The organism is Streptomyces sp. NRRL F-2664 (assembly GCF_000719345.1).
Classification (GTDB): domain Bacteria; phylum Actinomycetota; class Actinomycetes; order Streptomycetales; family Streptomycetaceae; genus Streptomyces.
Window position 1 is genome coordinate 1 of the sequence record NZ_JOFX01000032.1, and the last position, 20,422, is coordinate 20,422.

Annotated in this window: 18 protein-coding genes; 7 read left to right on the forward strand and 11 right to left on the reverse strand. The window is 65.5% G+C overall.

All coding sequences use genetic code 11. The annotated features are described in order from the left end of the window. Positions 1-103: 103 nt before the first annotated feature. The 3 genes from IF89_RS0124770 to IF89_RS0124780 all read right to left on the reverse strand — a co-directional run bounded on the left by IF89_RS0124770 (position 104) and on the right by IF89_RS0124780 (position 3,549). Positions 104-1,474 carry a cytochrome P450 gene (locus tag IF89_RS0124770; protein ID WP_234327858.1) on the reverse strand — a complete coding sequence of 457 codons (1,371 nt, stop codon included), beginning with the start codon at positions 1,472-1,474 and terminating at the stop codon, positions 104-106. A gap of 101 nt (positions 1,475-1,575) precedes the next feature. Further along, positions 1,576-2,553, reverse strand: coding sequence for a terpene synthase family protein (locus IF89_RS38250; protein WP_051807554.1), 978 nt, complete (start codon positions 2,551-2,553; stop codon positions 1,576-1,578). Positions 2,554-2,769: 216 nt separating this feature from the next. Then, on the reverse strand, positions 2,770-3,549 hold the full coding sequence (locus tag IF89_RS0124780) for a hypothetical protein (RefSeq protein ID WP_030772208.1): 780 nt from the start codon (positions 3,547-3,549) through the stop codon (positions 2,770-2,772). Positions 3,550-3,718: 169 nt separating this feature from the next. Between IF89_RS0124780 and IF89_RS40955 the strand changes: the two genes are divergently transcribed. Both IF89_RS40955 and IF89_RS0124790 read left to right on the forward strand, forming a co-directional pair. Then, positions 3,719-4,612, forward strand: coding sequence for a class I SAM-dependent methyltransferase (locus IF89_RS40955; RefSeq protein WP_078628484.1), 894 nt, complete (start codon positions 3,719-3,721; stop codon positions 4,610-4,612). Between the two features lie 71 nt (positions 4,613-4,683). Beyond that, positions 4,684-5,718 carry an aromatic ring-hydroxylating oxygenase subunit alpha gene (locus IF89_RS0124790; protein ID WP_043194365.1) on the forward strand — a complete coding sequence of 345 codons (1,035 nt, stop codon included), beginning with the start codon at positions 4,684-4,686 and terminating at the stop codon, positions 5,716-5,718. Between the two features lie 585 nt (positions 5,719-6,303). Here the strand turns inward: IF89_RS0124790 and IF89_RS0124800 are convergent. Beyond that, positions 6,304-7,425, reverse strand: a complete 1,122-nt coding sequence (locus IF89_RS0124800) for a polyprenyl synthetase family protein (protein WP_030772218.1) — start codon at positions 7,423-7,425, stop codon at positions 6,304-6,306. A gap of 373 nt (positions 7,426-7,798) precedes the next feature. On the opposite strand from IF89_RS0124800, the gene ispH reads away from it, so the two are divergent. From ispH to IF89_RS42355, 4 genes are all read left to right on the forward strand, one after another. Next, complete coding sequence (ispH, locus tag IF89_RS0124805) at positions 7,799-8,719, forward strand: 4-hydroxy-3-methylbut-2-enyl diphosphate reductase (protein WP_063831338.1); 921 nt, start codon at positions 7,799-7,801, stop codon at positions 8,717-8,719. Then, positions 8,716-10,596 carry a 1-deoxy-D-xylulose-5-phosphate synthase gene (locus IF89_RS0124810; protein ID WP_030772223.1) on the forward strand — a complete coding sequence of 627 codons (1,881 nt, stop codon included), beginning with the start codon at positions 8,716-8,718 and terminating at the stop codon, positions 10,594-10,596. Before ispH ends, IF89_RS0124810 begins: the two co-directional genes overlap by 4 nt. Next, positions 10,593-11,777, forward strand: coding sequence for a flavodoxin-dependent (E)-4-hydroxy-3-methylbut-2-enyl-diphosphate synthase (gene ispG / locus IF89_RS42350; protein ID WP_078628487.1), 1,185 nt, complete (start codon positions 10,593-10,595; stop codon positions 11,775-11,777). Before IF89_RS0124810 ends, ispG begins: the two co-directional genes overlap by 4 nt. A 238-nt stretch (positions 11,778-12,015) precedes the next feature. Continuing rightward, on the forward strand, positions 12,016-12,978 hold the full coding sequence (locus IF89_RS42355) for a Rieske 2Fe-2S domain-containing protein (protein ID WP_267882108.1): 963 nt from the start codon (positions 12,016-12,018) through the stop codon (positions 12,976-12,978). A gap of 562 nt (positions 12,979-13,540) precedes the next feature. Here IF89_RS42355 and IF89_RS47825 read toward each other — a convergent pair. From IF89_RS47825 to IF89_RS0124855, 6 genes are all read right to left on the reverse strand, one after another. After that, a complete protein-coding gene (locus IF89_RS47825) occupies positions 13,541-14,017 on the reverse strand; it encodes a hypothetical protein (protein ID WP_030772227.1) in 477 nt (158 codons plus the stop codon). Positions 14,018-14,213: 196 nt separating this feature from the next. Beyond that, positions 14,214-14,525: an SCO5918 family protein gene (locus IF89_RS0124835; RefSeq protein WP_030772230.1), complete on the reverse strand. Its 312-nt coding sequence runs from the start codon at positions 14,523-14,525 to the stop codon at positions 14,214-14,216. Between the two features lie 49 nt (positions 14,526-14,574). Next, positions 14,575-14,979 carry a CBS domain-containing protein gene (locus tag IF89_RS0124840; protein ID WP_030772233.1) on the reverse strand — a complete coding sequence of 135 codons (405 nt, stop codon included), beginning with the start codon at positions 14,977-14,979 and terminating at the stop codon, positions 14,575-14,577. Positions 14,980-15,026: 47 nt separating this feature from the next. Beyond that, complete coding sequence (locus IF89_RS0124845; protein ID WP_030772235.1) at positions 15,027-16,547, reverse strand: DEAD/DEAH box helicase; 1,521 nt, start codon at positions 16,545-16,547, stop codon at positions 15,027-15,029. A 319-nt stretch (positions 16,548-16,866) separates the two neighbouring features. Then, positions 16,867-17,070: a cold-shock protein gene (locus IF89_RS0124850; protein WP_007261735.1), complete on the reverse strand. Its 204-nt coding sequence runs from the start codon at positions 17,068-17,070 to the stop codon at positions 16,867-16,869. Positions 17,071-17,931: 861 nt separating this feature from the next. Further along, entirely contained in the window at positions 17,932-18,324 is a 393-nt protein-coding gene (locus tag IF89_RS0124855) for a hypothetical protein (RefSeq protein WP_030772240.1), read from the reverse strand. Positions 18,325-18,816: 492 nt separating this feature from the next. Here IF89_RS0124855 and IF89_RS0124860 point away from each other — a divergent pair, with 492 nt between their 5' ends. Next, a complete protein-coding gene (locus IF89_RS0124860; RefSeq protein WP_030772243.1) occupies positions 18,817-19,659 on the forward strand; it encodes a hypothetical protein in 843 nt (280 codons plus the stop codon). A 200-nt stretch (positions 19,660-19,859) separates the two neighbouring features. Here IF89_RS0124860 and tpg read toward each other — a convergent pair whose 3' ends face one another. Beyond that, positions 19,860-20,417 (reverse strand): telomere-protecting terminal protein Tpg, encoded by a 558-nt coding sequence (gene tpg, locus IF89_RS0124865; RefSeq protein WP_030772247.1) that lies wholly within the window; start codon positions 20,415-20,417, stop codon positions 19,860-19,862. Between the last annotated feature and the right edge of the window lie 5 nt (positions 20,418-20,422).

Sequence of the window (20,422 nt, forward strand, 5' to 3'; positions counted from 1 at the left end):
CATGACCCGCCGCCTGACAACGGAATCCACCCCGACCTGGCGCGGTGCGTGAACCACCCTCAACACGGCAATCTGGGATGAAACAACGGGATGAAACGCTCTCTCAAGTAGCAACTGGGGAGGACGTGCGCCGTGAAATGCGGAGCCGCATGGCTTTGGGATGCAGGGTGATCGTGGGCCGGGTAGTCACGTGGAAGCCTGGGGCGAGGTCCAGGTGCCAGCGGGCACAGATGGTACCCAGGACCAGGCTGGCCTCGGTGGTCGCAAAGGTCTCCCCGATGCACTTACGGGCGCCTCCGGCAAAGGGGATGAAAGAGTCGCGATGTGCTCGATCATTGGACTGGCCCGTCCAGCGGTCCGGGTTGAACCGTTGCGGCTCCGGGAAGACCTCCGGGTCGTGATGGAGTACGTACGGGCTGTAAATGACGGTGGAGCCGGCAGCAAGAGCGTGACCACCCAGATGAGTGTCCTCGGTGGTCGTGCGGGTCAACATCCATACCGGCGGGTACAGGCGGAGCGTCTCAGTAACGATCCGACGAGTCAACTTCAGTTCAGGAAGATCCTCAAAGGTAGCCGCCCGCCCTCTGAGGACGGCGTCGGCCTCTTGCTGCAGGGCTTGTTGGATCTGCGGATGTCCGGCCAGGAGGTACAGCGCCCAGGTGAGTGCGAGCGCGGTAGTCTCCATTCCAGCGATGAAAAAAGTGATGACCTGGTCTCTTATCTCAGCATCGGAGAGCCTGCCACTTTTCGGGAATTTCTGTTCGTCGGCGGCGATCCCGGTGTCGCGAGCCGCGATCAGCATAGACAGCAGATCTCCCTGGTCATTTCCCACCGATCTACGCTGGGAAATTATTTCACTGATCGAGCGCCGAAGCCGATTTCGGCAGCGGGCGTACTGGCGATTGCCGAAGATGGGCAGCTTATCCAGTGGCGGCGCCATCAGGACTCGCCTGTACATTCCGGTGGTAACCACTTCCGAGTCGTGGAGCAATTCTTCTAGCTTCGTTGGTGACAGGGTGCCGGAGAACATGGTGCCCATTGCTGCCCGGGTAGTGATGGCATACATCGAGGCGAGGACGTCTACAACTTGGCCATGCTGCCAGTGCTCGGTATTGGCGACGACTTGCTCGGTCATGATGCGTGCGTAGCCGGGAAGCCGGTCGTTGTGGAAAGCCGGTTGGGTAAGGCGCCGCTGACGGCGGTGCATCTGGTGCGGGCAGGTCCCCAGCCCGTAGCCGGCCACCTCACGCAGCCGGTCGAAGGTCGGCCCGCCCTTGTCGAAGACCCGGTCGTTGAGCAGGATCTGCCGGGTAAGTTCAGCCGTGCACGCCACGGTTGCCCGGAACGGGCCCAGGCGGATCTCGACCAGATCGCCATGCGCGGGCAGGGAAGCCAGGAACCCGAGCGGATCACGTAGCAGTGGAACGGCATGGCCGAATATCGGAACTGCCCCGGGGGCTTGCGGGAAATTCATCCTATCCATCTCCGTAGGAGCGAGCGCGGGAATTTTTGGAAGTGTTGCAGCCCCTACCCGCGAGGGGCCTGTCCCCAGTGTTATCCCGGGTCTGATGTACTTCAGTTGGAGGCTGAATCAGGGAGGCGCATGCCGTACCGCCCAACCCCCAGTTCCCACTCATATTCACCGCTCATAAACAGAGCCATCCCCTCGATATAGTGGCCGAGGGCAGCGCACTCGGCGGCGTTCAGTTCGAGATTCGTGGCCAGCTCATCGATTCCTGGCTGAAGGTCGGCAAACCGTCGCAGCGCCTCATTGACCGACCGCCACACGGCGTCCTCTGCCTCCTGGCGCGAGCAGTTTCGTTCGCTCTGCGTGACGAGGACCAGGTTGTAGACGTCGCCGTTCGCTTCTTCTTTCGGCAGCGAGTGTGCGTCGTTCGCCGAGTCGGGAACGAGTGCGGTGATCTCTCGCAGTGCGTGCACGACCGGGCTGTGCAGCACGGACGCAGGAATCTCAATGTGCCGGACTCTCTCAATCAGGTCCATGACGAGGTCCATCGCACCTGAGCCGCGCCGCACTTGTGCGTACGCGTCCCCGTCGGGGACAACGCCGGTGCGGCGGCCGATAGCTTCGTGCGGGTAGGCCGACAGGTAGCGGTCCCAGTGGTGCAGGGCACGGGCCCGCCACCGGCCGGACATGTCCCGCTGTATGCGCTGCCACAGGTCGGCCAGAGCGGATGGGAGCGCAGATGAAGGGGTCGGCGGGCCGTAGTGCAGGACATCCAGCATGTCCCGGCAGAAGCGATCTGCCCGGTGCGGCTGGCGGCCGAGCTGGTGCGGAAGGTCGAAAAGGTCGTCGAAGACTTGGAACCAGCACATCGCATCGGCGATCAATTCAAGGTCTGCGCCCAGAGCGTACGGATAGGTATAGGCGGCGATGCTGGCCATGGCCTGGCTTAGGTCCTCGGCTGGCAGCGGGTAATCGGCCGCCAGGCTGTAAGCGCGGATCCATTCCAGGTTGTGCTGTCTCGCCCGGTCCATGTGGGGGCTGATGCGGAATGCCAGGGGAAAAGCGGGACGCGTCTCAGTCGCCATTTTCAGTCCTTACGAGGTGGTATGAGCGGCCGCTGGCGGCCATCGCCCGCTCTGCTCCGCCTTGCCGGGGCTGACAGTGACAGATGCCATCGTGTCACGACCGATTTGAGTGGGGTGATGTTGTGCAGTGCGCGGTGTGGGGGCAAGGCGCCAGTGGCGGTGGCGGATGCCGGTCAGCGGCGCTGCTGTGGAAGGGCTTCCCGGACCGGGGTGGAGTCAGCGGTCGGCGTCAGAGGCGGCGAGGCCTTTGGCGGAAGGGCTGGGCGAGGCCTTGCGGGAGAAGCGGGGCTGTGTGCCCGGCGGTTTTCTCCGGATCAGGCTGGTGCCTGCGGCTACGAGCCACAGGCATGCAGGCCCGAGCGTCAGCGCCACGTGCGTTACCGTGCCGGGTGACCACGGTCCTGTTGTCGAGAAGATGGCCCCGATGGATACGATGTTGAGTGCACCTGTCCCCGCCGCTGCCCAGGTGTAGGCGGGCGGCAGCATGGGGCAGCGGCGGTTGGCGGCGGCAATGGCCAGGAATGCCACGCCCAGGGCAGGTGCCGCGAGCCCGTACATGAAGTTGGACGCATTCCAGGAGTAGGTAGCAAGGAGCTGGGTCATGCGGTCGCTGCCGAACTCCGGAAAGCCGTTGCCTGTCACGGGAATCAGCAGGTAGAACAGGTTTGAAACGAGAGCAAGCGCGGCATTGGTCACGGCTGCGGCACCCATGAGCAGCAGCGCTGGTGTGAGGGCTCCCGTGCTGCGGTAGTACACCAGGGCCATCAGGCAGAAGAAGGCGCCGATCGCGAAGACAACGGCCGTATAGATCAAAGTCTGAGCTATTCCGATGTGGTAGCCAGCGTAGTCAAGGTAGCGGCTGCCTTCGAGGTTGCTGTCCGGCCAAAATATTCTGCGCCTGAGTACGATCATGATGATCATGGCGGGAAGAGGAACCAGGGCGATCCAGCCGACTTTCCGGAGCAGCCGCAGATCAGTGGCTTGCCCAACGTTCATGGAAACACACCTCTCTGTCGGCGGCGGTGCTAGCTGTATCTGGCGGCTCATACCGGGTGGGCATTGCGCGGGGTGCGGTGCCCCAGCGAATCCGGGAAGTCAGCTTGCATCAGGACCGATCCATCCAGTATGACCGTTTCAGGGCACTTTGACACGTGGGGGTCAGGGTGTGACGATTGAGGCTGGTGAGATTCCCACCGGCCCGCGTGCCGACTTAGAGGCTGACATGTCTCAGACGCCGAACGTATATCCCGGCTCCCCCGGGCCTTGCCTGCCGGACAGCCCGTCCCTCTATGGAGGAGGGCTCCTGAGCCATCATCTGCCGGCGGAACTGATGCGCCTGCAGGCGCTCGAAGCATTCGCTGACCCTGTGACGCACCGGACCCTCGAAGCAACCGGCCTTCAGCCTGGATGGCGCTGTCTTGAGCTCGGCGCCGGTGCGGGTTCGATTGCATCCTGGATCAGTGAGCGCACTGCCCCGGGGGAGACCGTCGCCACGGACCTTGACACAAGTTTTCTGTCTGCACGTGAAGAATGGCGCCTAACGGTGGAGCGCCATGACGTAATGAAGGACGATTTCCCGCCTGGATCCTTCGACTTGGTTCACGCACGTGCCCTCCTGGAGCACCTGCACGACCGTGAGGAAGCCGTCGCGAGAATACGCTCATGGGTGCGGCCGCAGGGCTGGGTCTGCCTGGAAGCCGTCAGTGTCGAGATGGCCTCCCTTGAACCACGTCATGCATTGCGCCGCTGCATGGCCGCGTTGGGCACCCTTAGTTCCCGGAGGATGGGCGCCGCCGCCCGCTGGGCACTCGAGCTGCCGCACCTCATGGCGCAAGCGGGTCTCACGGTTGCCGAAGTGTCGTGCAGCCCGGGAACAGTGGGCGGCTCAGGCAACGCGAATACCCTCGTTGGCCTTTCCCTCGGACAACTTGCGCCGGCTCTCGAATCTGAAGGCCTTGTCACGGCGGAAGACATCAGCGAAGCGATGGGGCTGCTCACATCCCAGGAGTTCTATGACGTCGGACTCGTCCTCGTCTCTGTGCGAAGCCGCCGTCGGTGAACCGGTGTTCGCCTGACCGCCAGATCACCGCTCACGCTAGAGGTACCCGACACCGTTGTGGAGGTCGCGACGTGTTCCGAGCCAGGAAATACGCCGTCCGCGAGACCGGCCCGGCGCCGGCGGACTCTCTTCGCGCACCCGTGCTCCCCAGCCCCGACGGGTGGTTCTGCCTGGCGTTCTGCGATGAGCTCGGGCCCGGCACGGTTCTCACCCGCCCTCTGGCCGGCGAGGAGGTCGTCCTCTACCGGACCCTGAGCGGCCAGGTCCGTGCCGTCAGGCCCTACTGCCCGCACCTGGGCGCCCACCTCGGCGCGGGCGGGACCGTCGAGGGCGAGGATATCGTCTGCCCGTTCCACAAGTTTGCGTTCAGCCCTTCCGGTGCATGTGTGCGCACCGGATACGGACTGCGGCCCCCGAAGGCGTCCCTGGTCCCGTACCCGGTCTGCGAGGCCAACGGCTCTGTGTACGTGTGGCGCCATGCTCTCGGCGCACCACCGGACTGGGAGGTCCAGAACATCTACAAGGCCGGGGGCGTCCCCATGAGCCACGCCGCCTTCGAACTGGCGGGCCACCCGCAAGACGTCATGGAGAACATCTTCGATACCGGCCACGTCGCTCTGCTGCACAGTGTGGAGATAACCCTCACCAGCGGCCCCTTCTTCGACGGCAAAGCCGTCCGGCTCGGCCTGCGCGTCCGGCGCAGCGCCCCTCTCGTGCGGCGCATGGGATTGGACCACACGATTACGGTGATGGGCCTGGGAACGGCTGTGGCGGAGATCCCCATCCCCCGCACTGGCGGCCTCATGGCCATTGTCCTCCACTGCACCCCGCTCACCCCGGGACGTATCCATCTGCGGGTCGGCACCGCCCTCGGCTTCAAAGGGGCCCCCCGGCTTCCCGGCCCGCTGAGCAGGCCAGCGGCCGGATCCCTTTCCTGGCTGGGAACCCGCCTGGCGCAGCCGTTGACGTTGCGTACCGTCGTACAGGACCTCCCCGTGTGGAATCACCAGCAGCATCTTATGGAGCCGCGGCTGGCCGAAGGAGACGGACCTGTCGGGCACTACAGGAAATGGGCGCGGCAGTTCTACACCGGGCCCGAGATCTGATTTTCCAGACTGCCTTGCCTGCGCCGCAATCGAGGGGGCTGGCATGAGCCCTATCTTTGCTGACCCTCAATGTCCCGGTACGGGGATCGACTTGGATATCGCGCGCTCGTCGTTGAGGAGGTTGCGCACGTCTTCCTGCAGGGCAACGCATCGAGCGGGCACTGTCACGTTGTCCGGAGCGCAGTGGGGATGATCTTGGGGTTGTCTGGGAAGGTGGGGTTCGTGTCACGTCTGTGGTGCCGTCGCACAAGCACCACCGCTATCCGGCCGAGATCATCGCGCACTGCGTGTGGCTGTACTTCCGCTTCCGCTCACACACCGCCACCTGAAGGCCGTCGGCCGCCACCGCCTCGAAATGGTACTCCGCTTCACATCTGGGACCAGATCACTCGAGCCGTCGGCATGCCCGCCACGGCCTGAGCAGTCAGCCACCAACGGCTTCTCACGCCCTCAGACGATCACACCACTGACAACGTGACAGCCCCCGCTCAGCTCCTGACTCCATCACATCCGCGTACCCGGCGACGCGCTCCGCCAAGGACTACGCTGCTGGAGCCGCCTTGCGGCCCATCGGCTCGGATGTGCTCATTCAGTTCTCCAGACACACCGCTCCGCCAGGTCACGCAGTTGGTGACGTACGACTTCCGGTACGGGCAGGGCTTCGAGTGCCGCCTGGGCGCGGTCGTACAGGTGTTGGATCATTTCCTCCGTCTGCCGATCGGCACCAGCGCTGCGGATCGCTGTGCGAACCTGGGCGGCGCCCTCTTCTTCAAGGCACGGGTTGCCATACAGTGCGTTCAGGATTTGCTTTTCAGCGGGCCTGGCGGATTGGAGGGCCAGGGCAATCAGGGCGGTGTGCTTGCCCTCCCGCAGGTCGTCGAGATTGGGTTTGCCTGTGTGGGCGGGGCTGCCGAAGGCTCCGAGGAGGTCGTCGCGCAGTTGGAACGCTTCGCCCAGTGGCAGGGCGAAGGCGGACATTGCCTGCATCAGGGCCTTATCGGCACCGGCCAGGGAGGCTCCGATGTGGAGGGGGCGTTCTATGGTGTACTTCGCCGTCTTGTAGCGGATGGTCTGCAGTGTGCCCACGAGGGTGATCGCAGTGTTCGGCTGTTGCGAGCGGGTAACGTCGAGATACTGGCCGTACACCAGTTCAGTCCGCATGAGGTCTACCAGCCCCAGCGTGCGTGCGAGTTGATCTGGCGAGAGGCCAGCTGTGTGCAGAAGCTCGTCGGACCAGCACAAGGCAATGTCCCCGATGAGGATGGCGCAGCTTTCTCCGGCCCGCCGGGCTGCCTGCTCCGCCGCCACGGGATGCCTCCGCTCCCGGCCCTGGCGGTGCCGCAATGCGAGTTCGCGGTGAAGAGTGGGGTGACCGCGGCGAGTAGCGGAGTCGTCCATGATGTCATCATGGATGAGTGCGAAAGCGTGGAACATTTCCAATGCTGCCGCCACATTCACCACACTCGCCGGTATGGGTCGAACGGTGTCTGAGGCGGCGCGCCAACCCATCACGCATATCAGAGGCCTCAGTCGTTTGCCGCCGGCGCGCAGGAAGCCTCCCAGCAGATCGGTGACCTCCCTAGGCAGCACACCGCCGGCCTCTGTGGCCTTCTGCTGGAGGAAGGCGTAGAGAATCTCATCGACTGCTCCACGTACGCCATCCAGGCTGCTCAACGTGCCTTTACCAGCAGGACAGGTGTGCTTCATGCCTAGCTTCCCCCTATCCCTATGCACGGGGCATGCTGCAAGGTCTAGAATAGACCATCACTGCCAGGAGAAGGACGGATCAAAACGCAGCGTAGTCACCCAGCATCCCACTGGAATGAGATTACCCCCTGCTATTTCCTCCCTTTCCGTCCTGTCGCAATGTAACCGCAGTGCTGATGGAGGTAGATCCATGAAAAGTGGGTCACCTAGCGGACGCCGCGACGGTGCCCGGACAGAAGCTGACGGTCCCCGGCCTGCGCTGCGTTCGGGACCGGCTGGGACAGCACAGAGAGTGAGTCCTGCCCTGCCCCAAGCCAGTGCAGAGACACACGGCAGCTCGGCAGCGACTTCCTTCCCCGAATGCGCCCGCAGGGTGCTGCTTGCTTCACCGCGTTCTTTCTGCGCAGGCGTTGAGAGGGCTATCGAGGTGGTCCGTGCCGCGGTGAAGGCTGCGGAGGGACCGGTGTATGTGCGCAAGCAGATCGTCCACAACACACACGTGGTGGCCGAACTTGTGTCACTGGGAGTCATCTTCGTCGATGACCTGGACGCAGTGCCTGACGGGGCGACGGTAGTGTTCTCCGCCCACGGTGTCTCTCCAGCTGTGTGGGCGCAGGCTCACGACCGGCATCTGGACGTCCTCGACGCCACCTGCCCTTTGGTCTCCAAGGTCCACGCTGAGGCCCGCCGTTTCGCTGCCCGGGGCGATACTGTGATCCTTATCGGGCATGCTGGCCACGAAGAAGTCGCCGGTACCCTGGGCCAGGCACCCGGCAGCATCGTCCTGGTCGAGAGCGTGGGTGACATAGCAGGCCTCCAGGTGGCTGACGAGTCGAAGGTGTCGTACCTGACTCAGACCACCCTGTCGGTCGATGAGACCAGCCTTGTGATCGATGCCCTACGCCAGCGCTTCCCGCTCCTGCAGGAACTTGCCACTGAGGACATCTGCTACGCCACCACCAACCGGCAGAACGCGGTCCGCGCCCTCCTGGACGAAGCTGACCTGCTGCTGGTCATCGGCTCGGCCAACTCCTCCAACTCTCTGCGGCTGGTCGAACTGGCCGGCCGCCACGGTGTGCCCGCCTACCTGATTGACGACGCCGACGACCTGGACGGAACCTGGCTTGAGGGCGCGGACACGGTCGCCGTCACGGCTGGCGCCTCGGCGCCGCCTGTCCTCGTCAAGCAGGTCGTTGTCGCTCTAGAAGCCCATGGACCGGTCCGCGTCGAGGAACGCGCCCTGACCATTGAGAACATCCGCTTTTCCCTCCCTCCGAAGGTGCACCGGCGATGAACTACAAGCTTCAAGAGCATGAAGACTTGCTACAGCACGCCGACCCGCTCGGGCAGGAGTATCCGCTCCTGGCCAGCCTCACGTCACTGGACGCGCTGCGGGCACTGCCAGCGGAGCAGCTGCCGGTGCTGGCCGCAGAAATGAGAGGTCTTCTGGTCCAGTCCGTCACCGCGACGGGCGGCCATCTAGGGGTCGGGCTAGGAGTGGTCGAGCTGACGATGGCCCTGCACCGTGTCTTCTCCTCTCCCCGCGACGCGATCATCTTTGACACCGGCCACCAGAGCTACCCCCACAAGATCCTCACTGGTCGGGCCGGGGGCTTCACCCGCCTCCGCCAGGCGGGCGGCCTTTCGGGCTATCCCTCGAGGGCTGAGTCCCAGCACGACTGGGTGGAAAACTCCCACGCCTCCACCGGGCTTGCCTATGCAGACGGCCTGGCCAAAGCATTCAAGCTGACCGGCCAGACTGACCGGCGCACCGTCGCTGTGGTCGGAGACGGCGCCCTCACCGGCGGTATGGCCTTTGAGGCACTTAACAATATCGGCGCCAGCGGCCGCCCCGTCATCATCGTCCTCAACGACAACGGCCGCTCCTACGACCCCACAGCCGGCTCTCTTGCCCACCACCTCACCCAACTACGGCAGGGCGGCGTGCCGCTCAGCCAAAACCTCTTCACCCGTCTGGGGCTGGCGTACACGGGCCCTCTCGACGGTCACGACACCACGGCTCTCGAAGAAGCGTTCCACCAGGCCGCTGCCTTGCACCGGCCCGTAATTGTCCACACCATTACCCAGAAAGGCCGCGGCTACGCGCCAGCCGAAGCCGACCCGGCCGACCGTATGCACGCCTGCGGCGTCGTCGACCCAGCCACCGGCAAGGCAGCCAGGCCGTCGAAACCCTCATGGACCGCCCTATTTGGCCAGGAGATAACTGCCCTGGCCGAAGAGCGCTCTGATATCGTCGCGCTTACCGCTGCCATGCGGCTGCCTGTCGGACTGGGCGCATTCTCCGCCAGGTTCCCTGAGCGGACTTTCGACTCCGGCATTGCAGAACAGCACGCCGTCACCTGCGCGGCCGGTCTCGCGATGGGCGGCCTGCATCCCGTCGTATGCCTGTACGCCACGTTTCTCAACCGGGCGTTCGACCAGCTGCTGATGGACGTAGGGCTGCACCGCCTGCCGGTCACCTTCGTCTTGGACCGGGCCGGGATCACCGGCCCTGACGGACCCTCCCACCACGGCATGTGGGACCTGGCCCTGCTCTCCCGCATCCCCGGCCTCCGCCTGGCTGCACCCCGCGACCCAGCCCGCCTGAGCACCCTGCTCCGCGAAGCAGTCGACATCTGCGACGGACCGACCGCGCTGCGCTACCCGAAAGCAACGGCCGGACCTGACATCGATGCAATCGCCTCCCTGGACGGCATCGACATCCTCCACCGCACGCCCCATCGGCCCTTGGACGTTCTCCTCGTCGCCATCGGCGTCACCGCAACTGCGTGCCTGGACGCCGCCCGCCACCTGGCCGTCCTGGGACTGGGCAGCACGGTGGTCGACCCCCGCTGGGCCGCACCCGTCAACCCCGCCCTCGGAAGCCTCGCCGCTCGCCACCGCCTCACCCTGACAGTGGAAGACGGTATCGCCGACGGCGGTATCGGAACCCTCGTCGCCCACCACTGCAGTGCCAGCGGCATCTCCGGACCCGTCCACACGATCGGCCTGCCCACCACCTACCTTGCACACGGCGAACGTGACGACCTCCTCGCCTCCGCTGGTATCACCGGCCCCTCCATCGCCGACTCGGCCTGCAGGCATCTGTCCCCACCGGCCCCGGACCATCACGGCCTGCTGCCTTCCCGGCTCTCGCGGAGCACCCCATGACCGCCGCCATCGTTCCCCCACCCCCTTTCCCGGAAAAAAATGACCGCAACAATCGGGTCCCACCTCCGAAGAGACTCCCCCGGCGCCATACCCGGCAAGTCCATGTCGGCAATGTGCCAATCGGCGGCGGAGCGCCAATCAGCGTTCAGACAATGACCACCACCACCACCGCAGATGTGGATGCGACACTGCAACAGATCGCCGAAATCACTGCAGCCGGCTGTGACATCGTCCGTGTTGCCGTCCCATCCCAGGACGACGCAGACGCACTGCCGGCGATCGTGGCCAAGTCGGCATTGCCGGTAGTCGCAGACATTCACTTCCAGCCCCGCTACGTCTTCCAGGCCATAGACGCCGGATGCGCCGCTATACGTGTAAACCCAGGCAACATCAAACGGTTCGATGATAAAATCGCCGAGATAGCCATCGCAGCTTCCGCCGCCGGAATACCGGTCCGGATCGGCGTCAATGCAGGCTCCCTCGACCCACGACTGCTCGACAAATATGGGAAGGCAACCGCCGAAGCCCTGGTGGAATCAGTTCTGTGGGAATGCTCCCTCTTCGAAGAACACGGCTTCCGAGATCTCAAGATCGCGGTCAAGCATCATAACCCACTTACAGTGATTGCCGCCTACCGGCAGCTCGCTGACGCCTGCGACTACCCCCTCCACCTCGGCGTCACCGAAGCAGGTCCAGCCTTCCAAGGAGCCATCAAATCGGCCGTCGCCTTCGGCATCCTCCTCTCAGAAGGAATCGGCGACACCATACGGGTCTCCCTCTCCGCACCACCAGTAGAGCAGGTCAAAGCCGGCTGTCACATCCTGCAAGCCCTCGGCCTCCGGCCCCGAAAACTCGAAATCGTCTCCTGCCCCGGCTGCGGCCGTCTCCAAGTCGACATACACCGCCTCGCCCAACAAGTAGAAGCTGCTTTCAGCGACTTCCCCCACCCCCTCCGCATCGCCGTCATGGGATGCGTCGTTAACGGCCCCGGCGAATCACGCGAAGCCGACCTCGGCGTCTCCTGCGGCAACGGCAAAGGGCAGATATACGTCCAAGGCAAGACCATAAGAACCGTACCAGAGACGCAGATAGTCGACGCCCTCCTGGAAGAAGCCCTCAAACTGGCCAGTCAAACTGCCGGGCTCACCGGCCAGAATACGGACTTCAACTTGCCAGGGTAATCTTTCGCGAAGTCCCTGATGCAGCTGCGTGCTGATTCTATTAATCGTGCAATTTTGATATTGCTCTCGAAGTTATACTTATGAAGAACAACCTTCAATTGGCGACCATATTGAAGAATCTAACTGGACTTCAGGAGGGCTTGTGAGAAATTGGCATATCGGCGCCAGGTGGGGGGAGTCCATGAGCCCCAATTATTTGAATGAATCCCCTCCGCTCCCCTATCCTGATGGCTGGTTTATGATCGCACCTTCTAGCGAGGTCAAGGCGGGGCAGGTCGTGACTCGAAAATTTGCGAGCGAAGACGCCGTGATATACCGAACTCAAAGCGGATATGTTCGAGCCATTCGACCGTATTGTCCACACTTGGGAGCGCACTTGGGATATGGCGGTAGAGTCAATGGCGAGTGCATCGTATGCCCATTCCATGGATTCTCGTTCGCGATGGACGGCTCTGTATCCCGACCGGGTATTGGGTATGATGGGCATCTCACAAAAGGCCTTACGACGCTTCCTGTAAAGGAGGTGAACGGCGGAATATGGGCGTGGCATGGGAGGGCTGGGGTTCAACCGCTATGGGATCCGCCATCGGTGATAGGCAACTCCGATAGAATTCATTTTATCAGATCGGAAATCCACTCCCATCCACAGGAGCTTGCTGAAAACTTTGTCGACTTGGGCCACGTGATAAATCTCCATGGGTACACCCAAAAAGAGGTTGAGCTGAGATTTGACGACCATAAGATCGAACTTTCAGTTGAAATTGAAAGAGCAATTCCTCCATTTAGGGCGGTGAATGTCAAGGCGAGGGCCACCCTTCATGGGATTGGGATGTGGCATTTGCAGTTCTTTGCGCCGATACGCGGTGTGGAAATAAACGTTATCGGATCACCTCGACCCATCGGGCCTTGGCGAACCGAGCTATTCATTGGGGCATCAACGAATATCGAAGAGGAGTCGGGAAAACTTCTCGGAATCCTCCCTAAGGGCGCGATACGCTTGATGGCGGACATAATCAGCTGGGCAAATTTGTACGGTATCGCGCGAGACCTGAACGCCGATCTGCCGATATGGAATTCTAAGCGATATTCGGCTCCGCCGCGGCTCGCCAAGGGGGACGGCCCCATAGGTCCATATCGAAAATGGGCCCACCAATTCTACTCTAGTGAACTTAACCAGGAAAGTCGCTTTCGAGAGACCTGACGTCGACTCCATCGGTCGGTGATTGTAGCGATGACGGGATGACTTAACCCTGGCGGATGCGCTGTTGACCGGAAACGGTGAGTTCCGCGTTCTTGATTTGGGCGTGACGGATCTGGTGGGGGACGCGCGGAGCCTTTCGCCGAAAGCTCAGGACGTTCCGCGGATGCGGGCGTTGCAGCGCTTCGCGCGGGCCGGGACCGGCATGAGGTGGCCGAAGTGCTCAGCGTCAAGCCGAGAGCGGCTGCTGTCACGTTGGTGGCCGGGTGTGATGATCTTCGGACTGTCCGTCTGGGGAGGGGCCCGATCGTGTCGCCTGCCCTCGTACGCGAATCACCGCTATCCGGTCGAGGTGATCTCGCACTGTGTGTGGTTGCGAGAGCCTGCCGTGCTTCAGCCCACAGCCGCTCGAACTCCTCCGCGGAGATCTCGGCCGCCTGCGGCTGGTCCTGCCAGCCGTACATGGAACCTTCGGCGAGAACGCCGTACTGCCGTTCATAGCGGAACATCGCCGCGAGATCGGCATGATCACGCAAGTGCAGCACCTCTTCCAAGGAAGCCGCCGTCACCGGACGCAAGTCCTGCCCCCGGACCTCAACCTGTCGCGCTGCCCACCGGCCTCGAAATACAGCCACAGATCTTCGTCCTCGTAGTAGGTACGGAACCAGGTCGTCATGCCGCCATCCTGACCCACGACCTTGACCAAAGAGATAGGGGCCCCCGCAGTCGTCGGCGGCTGGGCCGCCGTGGAGTCCCTCCTCGTCCACGCCGACGACCCGAAGGGCGATGCAGAGCGGTCCGGCAAGGCCATCGCCGCCGACCGGATGGCCGCCATCATCGCCTGCTCCTGGCCCCGCGCCGGCTCACCACCCTGGCCCACCGCCACAACCCGAGCGAGCCCGACGACCTCTTCCGGGCGGTTGCCACCTCCACCACGAACAGGGAAGCCGCCCGCCTGGTCGCCGACGCTCTCGAAGCCACCGGCGCAGAAGCCCTCACGCTGACCAAGCCCACCGGCTACAGCGATCAGGCCGCGGCGCATGGTCGCGCTCCTCGCCAACCCCCGATCTCAGCTCAACGAGGTCACCAAGGCGTTCCGCCTCGCCATGCGCCGCCTCTACCGGACCCGCAACATCATCCTCCACGGCGGAGCCACCCACGGCGTCGCGCTCGAAGCCTCCCTGCGCACCGCCGACCCACTCCTCGGTTCGGGTGGCGGCATGCGCCAGGCTCACCGGTCAGACGGTCGCGGGGATGCCGAGCATGGCGGAGGCCTGCTGGAGGGGGCTGAGGGCACGCGCGGGCGCGGCGGCACGGGGCAGGTCGCGGCAGGTGAAGCCGAGCTTGGCCATGGCCCGCAGGACTTCGGCGGCGCTGAAGTCGCGGCGGTCCTGACGGGTGATGACCTGGCCGACCTGCTTGGCGGGGTAGGTGCGGCGGCCGATGATCACGGACTCGCCGATGACGTGCTCGGGCTTGACGCCCTTCATGGATTCCAGGACGCCCGCCTTGGTGAGCTCGAACGGGAAGCGGGCGATGACGCAGCGCATGGTGCCTCACAGGGGGAAGAGGGGTACGGTCCGACCACGGTCAGGTGGTTCAGCGGGCGAGGGCGAGGACGCCCAGAGCGCTGCCTTGCTCGTCGATGACGGGCAGGGCGTCGAGCCGGCGGTAGCGCATCGCGCGTTCGGCTTCGGCAACCGTGGTCGTGGGTGAGGCGAACTGCCCACGGGCGCCAAGGATCTCGCGCAGCCGGACCTGGTCCGTGTACGCGTCGCTGTCACGGATGGTGGTCAGCTGGGTCTGAGTGACCAGCCCGGTGCACACGCCGTCGTTGTCGCAGACGAGCAGATGTCGCGTAGGGGCGCTGTTCATGACGGACAGGGCCACCTCGACCGTCATGTCGTCGCAGACCTGCAGTCCGGCGGCTTTCATGGCGTCATGCACCGTCCGGTGCGCGGGGTCGGCGCCCACCGGGCGGGGCTGCATCTGGACCAGCGTCAAAAGGTGCCTCCTGCAGAGATGGGTCAGTTTCCGGATCACGTGGGGTCTCAGGCCGCCGCGTCGAAGGCGGACTGGCGCCCACTCGCGCGCCGGGCGGCTGAAGCGTGCCCGCGGCGGCCACGGGAGGCCGTGGTGCGCTTGGGGCGCTCGGACACCGGTGCGGTGATGGTGACCGGAATGCCGGAGGGTGCCTGGGCGCCGGTGATCCGGGTCAGGGCCTCGTCGCCCGAGCGGACCTGGGTGGTCTGCGCTGTGATACCCGCGGCCGTCATCAGGCGGGCCATCTCGCGGCGCTGGTTGGGGGTGACCAGGGTGACGACGCTGCCGGACTCCCCGGCGCGGGCGGTACGCCCACCGCGGTGGAGGTAGTCCTTGTGGTCGGTCGGCGGGTCCACGTTGACGACGAGGTCGAGGTTGTCGACGTGGATGCCGCGGGCGGCGACGTTCGTGGCGACCAGGACAGTGACATGGCCGGTCTTGAACCGGGCCAGGGTCCGGGTGCGCTGCGGCTGGGACTTGCCTCCGTGCAGGGCGGCGGCGCGGACCCCGCTGTCGAGGAGGTCCTGCGTCAGCCGGTCCACGGCGTGCTTGGTGTCGAGGAACATGATCACTCGGCCGTCACGGGCGGCGATCTCCGTGGTCATGCGCTGCTTGTCGGCGCCGTGGACGTACAGGATGTGGTGCTCCATCGTGGTCACCGCGCCCTGCGAGGGGTCCACCGAGTGCACGACCGGGTCTGTTAGATAGCGGCGTACGAGAAGGTCGACGTTGCGGTCGAGGGTCGCGGAGAACAGCATCCGCTGGCCCTCGGGACGGACCTGGTCGAGCAGCGCGGTGACCTGGGGCATGAACCCCATGTCGGCCATCTGGTCCGCTTCGTCCAGGACAGTGATCGCGACCTGGTTCAACCGGCAGTCGCCGCGGTCGATGAGGTCCTTCAGCCGGCCGGGTGTGGCCACGACGACCTCCGCGCCTGCGCGCAGTGCGCCGGCCTGCCTGCCGATCGGCATGCCGCCGACGGCCGTGGTCAGGCGCAGCTTCACGGAGCGGGCGTACGGGGTGAGGGCGTCGGTCACCTGCTGGGCCAGCTCGCGGGTGGGGACGAGGACGAGCGCGAGCGGCTGGTGGGGCTCGGCACGCTGCCCGGCGGTGCGGGCCAGCAGGGCCAGGCCGAACGCGAGGGTCTTGCCGGAGCCGGTACGGCCGCGGCCGAGGACGTCGCGGCCGGCGAGCGTGTTGGGGAGGGTGGCGCCCTGGATCGGGAAGGGCACGGTCATGCCCTGTGTGTCGAGGGTGGCCAGCAGCTGGGCCGGCATGTCGAGGTCGGCGAAGGACTCGACGGCGGGCAGCGCGGGAGTGATGGTCTTCGGTGGTGCGAACTCGCCCTGGACCCCGGCGGGCCGGCGGCCGTAGCCGCCCGAACGGCTCGGGCCTCCGGCACGGCTCGAGGCCGACGAGCCGAAACGGCTGCCCCGACCCGAAGCGGCGGCGGTGCGACTGCCGAAAGCGGGGCCGCCGGTGCGGCTGCGGGTGCGGGAGGAGCGCTCATTCGGACGTGCGGGGTTCATGCGGAACCTTCCTTGATACGGCACGCATCAAGGAATTCCCGCAGCGTAGGAGCGGTGCAGGGAATTGCGAGAACGGACCGAATTGAATGCGAAGCGGAGCTGGCGGACAGGGAAATCTGTACAGGCTCAGCCGCTGAAAAAAGGGGGCGCCACAGAGGTGCGGCAACCAAAAATGGTCCACTCGGGTGCGGCTCAGGGAGAGCCGGTCGACGGAGTTTCTCCATGCTCACTACCGCGGGGGAACGCACCGCGGGAAATGCATGCAGCTGGGGCCCGCACCCCAAGGGATGCGGGCCCCAGCTGCGAACGCGTGTCAGCGTCAGGCGGGAACGATGTTCTCGGCCGTCGGGCCCTTCTGGCCCTGCGCGATGTCGAAGTTCACCTTCTGGCCCTCGTTCAGCTCGCGGAAGCCCTGGGCGGCGATGTTCGAGTAGTGGGCGAACACGTCAGGGCCGCCACCGTCCTGCTCGATGAAGCCGAAGCCCTTTTCCGCGTTGAACCACTTCACGGTACCAGCAGCCATGTCATATCTCCTTTGGGGCACTACATCGGCGTCTGCACTGTGCAGGACGCCGTGTCGCCGCGATGATGCCCCGCCCGGTAGATGACCGGAAATATTTAAGCGCTTTCAGCGGAAATGGATTCCGACTGAAGGTGCCTGAAGTTCTTGGGTACCAAAACTGCAACTGAGATCGACAGTAGCACGCCGCAGCGGCTTGTGTGCGTCATAAATTTTCGCCGACTGCGTTGCGACAGAAACTCTCCCCGCGAGATCCGTCAAATTCTCAGGCCGCGGTGACAGATATTGGCTCGACCCGATCCCTGCGGCTTGCCCAGGCCCCCTTGGGCTTGATCGCGTGGCGCTGCCGGGGCGGGTACTCCGATGGCCTGCCACCGCCTGCTGGGCGGCCACTGCGGAACAATGGTGGAGGCATGTCCGCCAAGGTGATCGTCTACCCGCCCCCGGCGAACAGGGGTGGCGTCGGGTCCGCTACGACGACGTTGTCCATGCTCCCGCAGAATTGAGCAGGCTCTGCTGAACGGTTTGGTCAGAAGTCAACTCGCCGCCATGCCCGCTGTTCCTGCTCAGGGGGTGTCGCCGATCCAGTGGAACGCGCCACGCGGATCGGCTTCGGCAGGGCTGTACAGCGCACGCCCGCCCAGACCGTAGAGGCCCCGCCCGGTGATCGCGGGCCTTCGGCGCCGGTCAGGCGGCCGGTGTCGACGCGCTGGTGCGCGGCCCCGCACCATGCTGCTCGAGGCCGTCACACGCCGCCACCACGCTCACTTGCTCGCCGCCATCGTCGAGCTCGGCGGTGAGCTGGAGCTCCCAGCCAGCCGTAACGGGCGCTTCAGGGGCGCGGCCTTCCAGAAAGGTGCGCGGTCAGCGACGCCGGCCGCCGCCGATGCGGCGGTCGTCGGCCAGAGCGGTAAGCGGGCCGAACTCGCAGGCAAGCTGGCTCCACGTCAGGACCTCGCCACAGCGGGCCGGGAACTCCTTCGGGTTGAACTCGGGCATAGTCCAGGTGCCAGTGCCCCGGTCCCGCAGCCACAGGTCCCCCTCACCGTCGACCACGGTCGGCGGGACCGGAACGGGCTCGGCCTGATCGATGGGCTCCCAGGTGACCCGGCCCGGGTGGGAAACGCGGCGCAGCTCGGTGGTGGCCAGCCGCGCGGCCAAGTCACGGGCGGACTCTTCGGCGTCCTTGACCGACGCGAGTCGGAATGCGTCGTCAAGTACGGGCAGGGCTGGATTCTTGCTGCGCTTTGAACTCATACGCTGACTACCTCCAGTGAGGGGTGTCACATCCGTTATGGCACCCCCGTAGAGCAACACGGTATCCGAGGCGGGAGCCGGGCCGGCTACGACCGCTGTCCAGGTGGAGGCGCTGACGCACCGGGCGGTGGGGCTGGGTGTGGAAGATCACCGGGTTCGGGGGCCCTCTCCGGTCACACCTGCGGTCCCCCGCCCAGTGCACCCCTGCCGCCACCTGCGCACGCAACCTTCGGTGCAACCCCATGCCTCTCGTGTGGCATACGGCCGGGCCGGGCTGGGCAAGCCCCCGGCAGCAATCCGGCGGGAGGGCAGCCGGCGCTTGGCTGGCCGGTCTCTTGCGCCTGGGCGGCGGGCTGTTCGGCCGTTTGGGGATCTGTTGTGCTGTTCGGGGGGAGTACGGGTTTGGGGAACAACCGGGTACGGCTCAGCGGTGGTGCGGCCTGGCAGACGGATTTCCGTCGCCGGACCACGGGCCGGGCTTCCAGGACCGCGATGGAGATCGCCACGGTCCGCCGCACGCTGAACCACACGCTGACCGAACTGCAGCGGGCCATCGACCGGTACGCGGTCGCGGTCGCCGCCGACCTGTACGCCCTAGCCTGGCAGCAGGCCGCCGGAGCTCCGCCGAGCGAGACCCGCGAGCAGCGGGCCCAGCTGAAAGGCCTCAAGGAGATTCTGGGCTCGCGCCGGTGGCAGGAGGAAGAACGCCGCCAGGCCGCCGCGGCTCCCCCGAAGCCCGTACCGTCACAGGCCCGGCCGGCCTCTGCCGCGCCCCGCGTACTGCCGGACGCCGCACGGGCCGGTGAACCCGTCGTCCGGTCTCCGCGCCGGAAGCCGTCTTCGTCTCCTGCACCCCGGCGTTCCTCCGTACCACCCGTCCCAGTATCGGTACCGACCCCGACCCCGATTCCGGCCCCGGCCCCGTCGCCGGTCGGGACACCGGTCGTGGCGGACCGCACGCCGCGCAGGCAAGAGCCGGCGCTCCTGGAGACCGGGCAGTTGTGGGAGATCGCGACCGAGTTGCGGCCGCTGCTGGAGCAGACCGCCCGGGCCGGCGCCGTCGTCACCTGGCCCCAGATCCACAAGCGCCTGCCGAGCCTGCCCCGCCTGCACGCCGACGACCAGTGCGTACTCCTGTGGCTCGTCGACGAAGACGGGCGGAAGGGAGAACCGCTCCTGTCCGCGCTCGTCACCGTCGGAGACCGCCAGATGCACCCCCGGTTCCCGGCCGTGGCCGAACAACTCGGCTGGGCGGCCCCGGCCGGCACCCGCCCGGACACCGCATGGAGTTACGAAGTCCTCAAGGTGCACCAGCACTGGCGCCACCGACGCTGACCCGCCCGGGGCCCCAGGCCCTGGGGCAGGTCCGTTGTGCGGCCGGGCTTGCCCGGGGTCCCCTCGGGCTTGCCCAACCCACGGCTCCCGGAAAGGCCGGGCGACACCCGGCCGCCTTGCGCGAATGGGTGAGGCCGCCCCGGGTCGCAGCTCACGGACGGTGGCACCGGCGCCGCCTGCAGCCGCGCGGTGAGCTGGTGTTACAGGTCGAACTCGAGATGTTGGACGTCGGTGAAGCGGACTTCTCCCAGGTCGCCGGCGCGGCGGCCGCCGTCCTGGAAGTAGACCTCCTTGAGTGCGTCGGCGGCGATCTGTTGCAGATGCTGGTCGCTGGCGCCGGCTTCCTGGGCATCGAAGAGGCGGGCGGCGTACTGCGGCGGCAGGGCGACGGTCAGGTGCCGGACGCGGTCTTCGTCCGTCGACCCGACCGGCGCGGTGTAGCCGATTCTGGCGCGGGTGTCGATGACGATGCCGCCGGTGGTGGCCGCCTTCTGCCGCGCCTTGGCCCTGATCTGGGGCTGCCACCGCTTCTTCACCTCGCCTTCCAAGCGGGCAGCGAGGTCGGGACGCGGCTTCTTGATCTGCTCTTTGACGTACCGCTCAACCGTGCGCTGGGAGATCCGCAGCATCTGGGCGGCCGCCTTGGTGCCCCTGAGCTGCTTGACCAGGTAGCGCATCTGCGCGGGCGCGCTCTTCGGCGCCGGGCGGGTGAACGCCTTGTGCACCGCGGCGTCCAGGCCGTCCCCGAACAGGCTCATCGTCC

Coding starts and splice junctions, on each gene's coding strand:
- IF89_RS0124860 (WP_030772243.1), top strand. CDS start 18,817: ATGGAGATCGCCACGGTCCGCCGCACGCTGAACCACACGCTGACCGAA.
- IF89_RS0124810 (WP_030772223.1), top strand. CDS start 8,716: ATGAACTACAAGCTTCAAGAGCATGAAGACTTGCTACAGCACGCCGAC.
- tpg (WP_030772247.1), bottom strand. CDS start 20,417: ATGAGCCTGTTCGGGGACGGCCTGGACGCCGCGGTGCACAAGGCGTTC.
- IF89_RS0124855 (WP_030772240.1), bottom strand. CDS start 18,324: ATGAGTTCAAAGCGCAGCAAGAATCCAGCCCTGCCCGTACTTGACGAC.
- IF89_RS0124780 (WP_030772208.1), bottom strand. CDS start 3,549: ATGAACGTTGGGCAAGCCACTGATCTGCGGCTGCTCCGGAAAGTCGGC.
- IF89_RS0124770 (WP_234327858.1), bottom strand. CDS start 1,474: ATGAATTTCCCGCAAGCCCCCGGGGCAGTTCCGATATTCGGCCATGCC.
- IF89_RS0124845 (WP_030772235.1), bottom strand. CDS start 16,547: ATGAACCCCGCACGTCCGAATGAGCGCTCCTCCCGCACCCGCAGCCGC.
- IF89_RS38250 (WP_051807554.1), bottom strand. CDS start 2,553: ATGGCGACTGAGACGCGTCCCGCTTTTCCCCTGGCATTCCGCATCAGC.
- IF89_RS0124800 (WP_030772218.1), bottom strand. CDS start 7,425: ATGAAGCACACCTGTCCTGCTGGTAAAGGCACGTTGAGCAGCCTGGAT.
- IF89_RS47825 (WP_030772227.1), bottom strand. CDS start 14,017: ATGCGCCGCGGCCTGATCGCTGTAGCCGGTGGGCTTGGTCAGCGTGAG.
- IF89_RS0124835 (WP_030772230.1), bottom strand. CDS start 14,525: ATGCGCTGCGTCATCGCCCGCTTCCCGTTCGAGCTCACCAAGGCGGGC.
- IF89_RS0124850 (WP_007261735.1), bottom strand. CDS start 17,070: ATGGCTGCTGGTACCGTGAAGTGGTTCAACGCGGAAAAGGGCTTCGGC.
- ispG (WP_078628487.1), top strand. CDS start 10,593: ATGACCGCCGCCATCGTTCCCCCACCCCCTTTCCCGGAAAAAAATGAC.
- IF89_RS42355 (WP_267882108.1), top strand. CDS start 12,016: ATGATCGCACCTTCTAGCGAGGTCAAGGCGGGGCAGGTCGTGACTCGA.